Here is a 6,275-nt window from a genome sequence, read left to right on the forward strand (position 1 = left end):
GCCAGCACCACGTACAACGCGGGCGCCAAGGTCTCGTACAACGGGCACAACTACCACGCCAAGTGGTGGACCCTGAACGAGGTGCCGAGCGCCAGCGGCCAGTGGGGCGTCTGGGGCGACGACGGCCCCTGCTGACGGAACCCGAAGGTCAGGGGGCGGGCGTCGTGGACGCCCGCCCCCTCTCCATCGGCGGAACCGTCAGTTCGACGTGAACCGCTCGCGCAGCTCCGCCAGCACCTGCGCCGCGCCCGGCAGCCCGGCCGCCTCGCAGCGGGCGATCCCGGCGGTGAGCCGCTCCACCGCCGCCCGGCGCCGGCCGAGGTCGCCGCCCTCGATCAGCGCGGCCTGCCGGATGGACTCCGCCCGCGGCGCCTCGGCCTGCTCACCGCCCCGCTCGTACACCGCGATCGCCCGCTCGGCCTCGGCCAGCGCCTCCTCGTAGCGGTCGGCCCTGGCCAGGCAGCGCGCCCGCTCGTAGTGCGAACCGCCGCGCAGGTACCAGTCGTTGTACTCCTGACCGAGCCGCTCGGCTTCCTCGCCGAGGGTGTCCGCCTCGGCCAGCAGAGCCAGCGCCGCGTCCAGCCCCTCGGCCTCCCGCGCCCACATGGTCAGCCGCGCCAACTCCCGCAGGGTGGAAGCCAGTTGGTCCACCTGCGGAGCCTTGCCGTGGGCCTCGCGGGCACGAGCCAGGGCCGCCTCGGCGGCGTCCCAGCGGCCGGCCTGGGCGAGGGCCAGGGTGGCCTCGCAGGCGACCATGGTGTGGGTCTCCTGGTCCTCCCAGCCGGCGACCAGGTCGGCGAGGCGCAGGTACTCCTCGGCGGCGTCCCGGTGCTCCTCCAGCTCGGCCAGGCCCCGGGCCAGGTCGAGGCGGGTCTGGGCGAGCATCCGCACGTCCAGCCCGTCGGTCGGCCCGTCCAGCACCGACTCCAGGACGGACACCGCGTCGGCGGCCCGCCCGGTGCCGCGCAGCACGTCGGCCAGTTGCAGCCGCACCCGGGCTGCCTCCTCGACCGCCGAGGCGCCCTGCCGGTCGTAGCGCGCGGCGGCCTCCGACAGCGCGCGGATCGCGCCGCCGAGGTCCTCCACCTGCATGCAGCAGTGGCCCAGCATCATGTACGTCGGCGCGTACGGGTAGGAGTCGTCGCCCCAGCGCGCCGCCTCGGCCAGCGCCCGGTGGAACACCTCGACGGCCTGGCCGGGTTCACCGCTCTGCAGCAGCACCTGGCCGAGCAGCCCGAGCACCCGCGGCGTGTGCCAGGGCAGTTCGGCCGCGTCCAACTGCGCCAGCACCTCGCGCAGTTCGGCCGCCGATTCGGCGAGGCGCCCCTGCCGGGCGGCGGCGTCGGCGGTGTACTGCCGGCTGGTCGCGGCCCGGCGCTGGGAGCCGAGCTCGACGGCGGTCCGCCGGTAGCCGCCGACGGCCGCCTCGAAGCGCTCGGCGACCTCCGCGGAGGGCTCGGGCAGCGCCTCGATCAGGTCGTGGTGGGCGGCGTAGGCGCGGGTCTGGAGGACGATCAGGTAGTCGTCGTCGGTCAGGTCGCCGGACGCGCGCAGTTCCTCGGCCCGGACCAGCGCCGCGTCCAGCTCCGCCCAGTCGGCCACCGCGCCCTCGACGTCGCCGAGTTCGACGATCAGCGTACGGGTGCGCACCATCAGCGCCTCACCGGGCAGCCCGGCCTGCTCGAACAGCTCCGCCGCGACCAGCAGTTCCGCTCGCCCTTCGAGGTGCGCGTCGCGTCGCAGCGCCGCATGGGCGCGCTGCTCGGCGAGTTCGGCGCGCAGCCGCTCGCCGCTGCCGAGCTCCGCGTTCTCGGGGTGGACGAAGTCCTCGGCGGCGGCCCGCTCGGCGATCCGCTTCCAGAGCCGGTCGGCGTCCGGGTGCCCGAGGAGCTCCAGCTCGCGGGCCCGGAGCACCAGGGCGGTGAAGTCCTCGGGCTCCGGCTCGACGGTACGGCGCGAAGCGGCCCCGGCGGACCGGGCGGCGGCCCCGACGGCGGACCCGGCACCGGACGACGCCGCCCCCTGAGCCGCGTCCTGGGTCGCGTCCTGGGTCGCGTCCTGGGCCGCGGACAGCTCCAGCGCGACCGCCGCCCGGACGCCCAGCGCCAGCGGCTCGGCCAGCAGCGGCTCGACGGCCAGCCGGGCGCGGCGCGCGGCGCTCACCGCGTCCGTGCCGTTGCGGGCGTCGAAGCGGGCGGCCAGCGCCTCCGCCTCGGTGCGCAGGTGGGCGAGCAGGGTGTCGACGGTCCAGGAGGCACCGGCCGGGCCGCTGACCGCCAGCTCGCCGTGGCCGACCGCGGCCAGGCCGGCGATCAGCACCTCGACGCCGGCCAGGAAGTCCAGCCGGGAGGCGGGCTCGCCGGTCACCGTGAACAGGTCGCGGTTCTCGGCCAGCAGCTCCAGGCCGCGCGGCTCGTTGCCGGACAGCGCGCAGAACTCGATGTGCAGGCCGACGGCGCCCATCATCGCGGCCTTGCCGCGGGCGTAGCGGTAGCCGGTCAGGTGGCCCGAGCGGGCCTCGTCCAGCCGGCCCTGGCGCAGCAGCGGCAGCAGGGCGGTGGCCTGGCTGAGGTAGGGCTCCTGCTCGCAGGTGCTGCGGCCGTCCAGCACCGGGGCGAGGACGGTCAGCGCGCGGGCGTCGTCCCCGGCGTCGGCGAAGTGCCGGGCGCGGGCGCGGGTCTCGCAGGCGTGGCAGTCGCTCATCTCGGTGCGCGGGCGGGCCGCCCACAGGTCGTAGGCGTCCTGGACGCCGGTGCCGGTGAACGCGGCCAGGTGGTAGCGCTCGGCGTAGTACGGCTGGAGTCCGAAGCCGGCCGCGCGGTAGCGGTCGCGCAGCTCGGTGAGCCAGCGCTCGACGGCCGCCAGCGGCACGTCCGGGTTGTCCCGCAGCGCGCCGGCCACCCACTTGAAGCGCCAGAACACCTGGTGCCGGGCCCACTCGCCGAAGCCGTCGGGGTCCTTGTCCCAGAGCTTGAGCACCCGGGCGAAGACCACGGGGCTCTTGCTGCGCTCGCCGTCGTACTCGTAGGCCTCCATCAGTTCGAGCAGGGCCATCGAGCGGACCCCGGTGTCCTCGAACTGCTCGGCGGCGTCGACGAGTTCCTCGGCGGTGACGGTGCGGGTGCGGCCGTACGGGCGGCTGTCGTTCTCGCGCAGCGCGGCCATCACCGCGTCGGGGGTGTCCAGCATCACGCCTCCTTCGCTTCGTCGGGGCCGGCCGACTCGTGGGCCTCGTGGCCGAGCATGGCGTGGTCGAGCAGGCTGATGAACGAGCGGTTGAGCAGCGCGGACTCGCTGGCCTTGAGCGGGCGGCGGGTCATCAGTACGGCCTGCCCGTACAGCGCCTCGACGGCGGTGACGGCCAGCTCGCGGCTGGTGACGGTGGCGGCGCGGCGCACCAGCGGGTTGAGGTGGTTGAGCACCAGCTGGGCGCGGGGCACCTCGGCCCGCAGCGAGCCCAGGATGTCCGCCCACAACCCGTCGGCCTCGTCGGCGAGTTGGGCGCGGGTGCGCTCGTGCCGGGCCTCCCGGTTGTCGAGCAGCAGGGCGGGTGCGTTGGTCGGGTGGAAGCTGCGCAGGGCCACGTCGCAGTCGAAACGGCCGACCACCTCGCGGGCGATCGCGAGGAAGGCGTTGGCGGCCAGCTCGGCGGCCGGGTCGACGGTGTCCAGGTGCGCGGTGACGGTGCCCGGGTCGAGGTCGGCGACGGAGACACCGGGGCGGATCTCGGGCAGCCGGTGCACCAGGTCGCGGTCATAGGTGTAGCCGCCGTTGACCACGCCGAGACCGGCCGCGCCGGCGATCGGGGCGACCTGCCGGAACTCCTCGACCGTACGGGTCACCAGCAGCACCGGGTGGCTGCGGGCGAACTCGTCCAGGGTGACGTTGCCGTCGGTGGTCTCGAACGGCAGCCAGGGCAGCATCATCCGCAGCAACTCGTCGTCGTAGCGGGCGAGTTCCTTGACGGCCAGGTGGTGGACGGAGAGGAAGCGGTGCAGCAGCGCCGGGTCGCTCGCGGACAGGCCGGTCAGCCAGTCGCGGATCCGGGCGCCGAGCGCGTCGCGGACGGCGGCCAGCGTCTCGTCGGCGTACAGGCCCTCGCGGGAGGCCGTGGGGCGCAGTCCGTCGGTGTCCACCACGCAGCGGACGAAGAAGGCCCAGTCCGGCAGCAGTTCGTCGGCCTGGTCGGAGAGCAGCATGCCCTTGAGGTGCACCCGGTGGCCGTTGCGGCGCGAGGGCGGGGCGGCGTCCGGCAGCACGTACGCGACGCCGCGCAGGCCGACCAGCGGGAGGTCCAGCTCGATGGTGTCGAGCGGGGTGAAGTCGAAGGTGGCGCGGCAGTACTCGGCGAGCGCGTCGCGCCGGGCCAGCGGGGAGGCGTGCCGACCGGCCCACGGCGGGGTGCGGTTGACCTTGTGCTCGGTGCCGTTCGCGTCGATGACGGTGACGTCGTGGCGCAGCAGGCTGCCGAAGTCCCGGGCGAGCGCCAGCACCCGACCGGAGCGGGTCCACTCGGCGGCGTCGGCGCGCGGGGCGAGAGTGACGGTGGTGCCCGGCTCGGGCTTGGCCGAGGCGGGCAGGGGGCGGATGGTGTAGCTGCCGTCGGAGCTGCCGCGCCACTCGATCACCGGGGCGTCCGGGGTGGCGGCGGAGCGGGTGACCACGGTGATCTCGTCGGCGACCACGAAGCAGGCGAGCAGGCCGATGCCGAACTGGCCGATGAAGTCGCCGCGGGCCTTGGCCAGCCCGTCGCCGTCCAGGCGGCCGTCGGCGTCGCGCTTGGAGCTGCGGCCGATGGTGGCGAGGAAGGTGTGGACGTCCTTCTCGGTCAGGCCGATGCCGGTGTCGGTGACGGACAGTTCGTCATCGGCGCGGACGGTGATCGTGGCCGGCGCCTCGGGGTCGAGGGCGCGACGGGCGGAGATCGCGTCCACCGCGTTCTGCAGCAGCTCGCGCAGGTAGACCCGCGGGCTGGAGTAGAGGTGGTGGGAGAGCAGGTCCACCAGGCCACGCAGGTCCACCTGGAAGGTGTGCGCACTCGTCGGGTTGTCGGATGGGGACACCGGAGGCTCTTTCGATCGCGGAAGTTGGGTGACGTTCGAGGGGCGCCGCTCGGCGCCTGCGGGTGTGCTCGGCGCGTCAGTACGCGGCGCAGCGGTCGCGGTGGGCGCGGAAGGCCTTGACCGGGTCGCCGGACAGGTAGTGCCAGGGCGACTCCGTGACGAAGCCGTCCAGCGCGTCGAACAGCAGGCGCGCGGTCTTGCGCTGGTCGGCGAGGGAGAAGGCCATCGCGAAGGTGTTGAAGCTCGCCTGCCAGCCGCGGGCCGGCACGAAGTCCGGGTGCAGGACGGACCGGAAGGCGGCCTCCTGCAGCTCGGCCAGCACGGTGGGGCTGGACAGGTAGGCGCGGTCCTCGCCGTCCGGGAGGTCCAGCCAGCGTTCCAGGTGGGCGAGCACGACCAGCTCGCCGAGCGGGCTGCCCTCGGGGGCGGCGAGCATCGCGGAGCGGGCGAACTCGTGCATCTCGTCGTGCGAGCCGCCCCACTTGGCGCACAGCTGCTGCAACCGCTGGCGGTGCGAGCCCGGGTGCCCGGGCGTACGGCGCACGGCGGCCTCGAAGCGGGCGGTGGCGACCTCCGGGCCGAGCGAGGCGCCTCGGGCGCTGATCTGGAGGAAGTACCAGGGGGCCAGCCAGCCGGGCTCGCGCTCGGCGGCCTCCAGCAGCTGCTCCTCGGCGACCTCCAGCCGCTCGTGGAAGAGCTTCCACTGCTCCTCGGTGACGTGCTTGGCCCGGGCGCCGGTGCGCGCCTCCCAGGCCCAGTTGACGTGCCGGGCGCCGGACAGCAGCAGCGGCAGCGCGTCGTCCGGGGCGTCGGCGATGGCGCGGGCCGTCCACTGCTCGACCCCGGGGACGTCGGAGATCGCCCCGACGAGCCAGGTCAGCTCGGCGCCGTCCGCCCCGTCCGCCCCGCCGGAGCCGTTCGCGGCGGCGGCCAGCGCCGGGCGCAGCGCGGCCCAGTCGCCGGCGCCGGCCTGCCCGAGTGCCTGGCGGACCGTCTCGTCGCCGAAGGCCGGATCGAGCCTCGGCGCCGCTCCGGTAGCGGCCGCCGGCGCCTCGGCGGCCCGTCTACCGAACCCGAACCCGAACCCGCGCCGACCGGCCCGGTCCTGCGCGCCCTCCCCCCCGGAGCGGCGTCGGAACAGCGGCATGTGTGGCCCCCTCGAACATCATCGGCATCTATCGCATGGCCCCACTGCGGCCACCCCAGATGAGT

At 75.0% G+C, this 6,275-nt stretch carries 4 protein-coding genes; 1 reads left to right on the forward strand and 3 read right to left on the reverse strand.

Features of this window, described 5'->3' with window-relative positions; translation table 11 throughout:
* Window positions 1-135: carbohydrate-binding protein (locus tag J0670_RS40625; protein WP_374223171.1), on the forward strand; the 135-nt coding region annotated here is incomplete at its 5' end.
* Between the two features lie 63 nt (window positions 136-198).
* Here J0670_RS40625 and J0670_RS26730 read toward each other — a convergent pair.
* From J0670_RS26730 to J0670_RS26740, 3 genes are all read right to left on the reverse strand, one after another.
* Window positions 199-3,189, reverse strand: a complete 2,991-nt coding sequence (locus J0670_RS26730) for a hypothetical protein (RefSeq protein WP_207814236.1) — start codon at window positions 3,187-3,189, stop codon at window positions 199-201.
* On the reverse strand, window positions 3,189-5,063 hold the full coding sequence (locus J0670_RS26735; protein WP_207814237.1) for an HSP90 family protein: 1,875 nt from the start codon (window positions 5,061-5,063) through the stop codon (window positions 3,189-3,191). Before J0670_RS26735 ends, J0670_RS26730 begins: the two co-directional genes overlap by 1 nt.
* Window positions 5,064-5,139: 76 nt before the next feature.
* Entirely contained in the window at window positions 5,140-6,210 is a 1,071-nt protein-coding gene (locus J0670_RS26740; RefSeq protein ID WP_243437561.1) for a BUD22 family protein, read from the reverse strand.
* Window positions 6,211-6,275 lie beyond the last annotated feature (65 nt).

The organism is Streptomyces sp. FH025 (assembly GCF_017427025.1).
In the GTDB taxonomy this organism is placed as follows: Bacteria; Actinomycetota; Actinomycetes; order Streptomycetales; family Streptomycetaceae; genus Kitasatospora.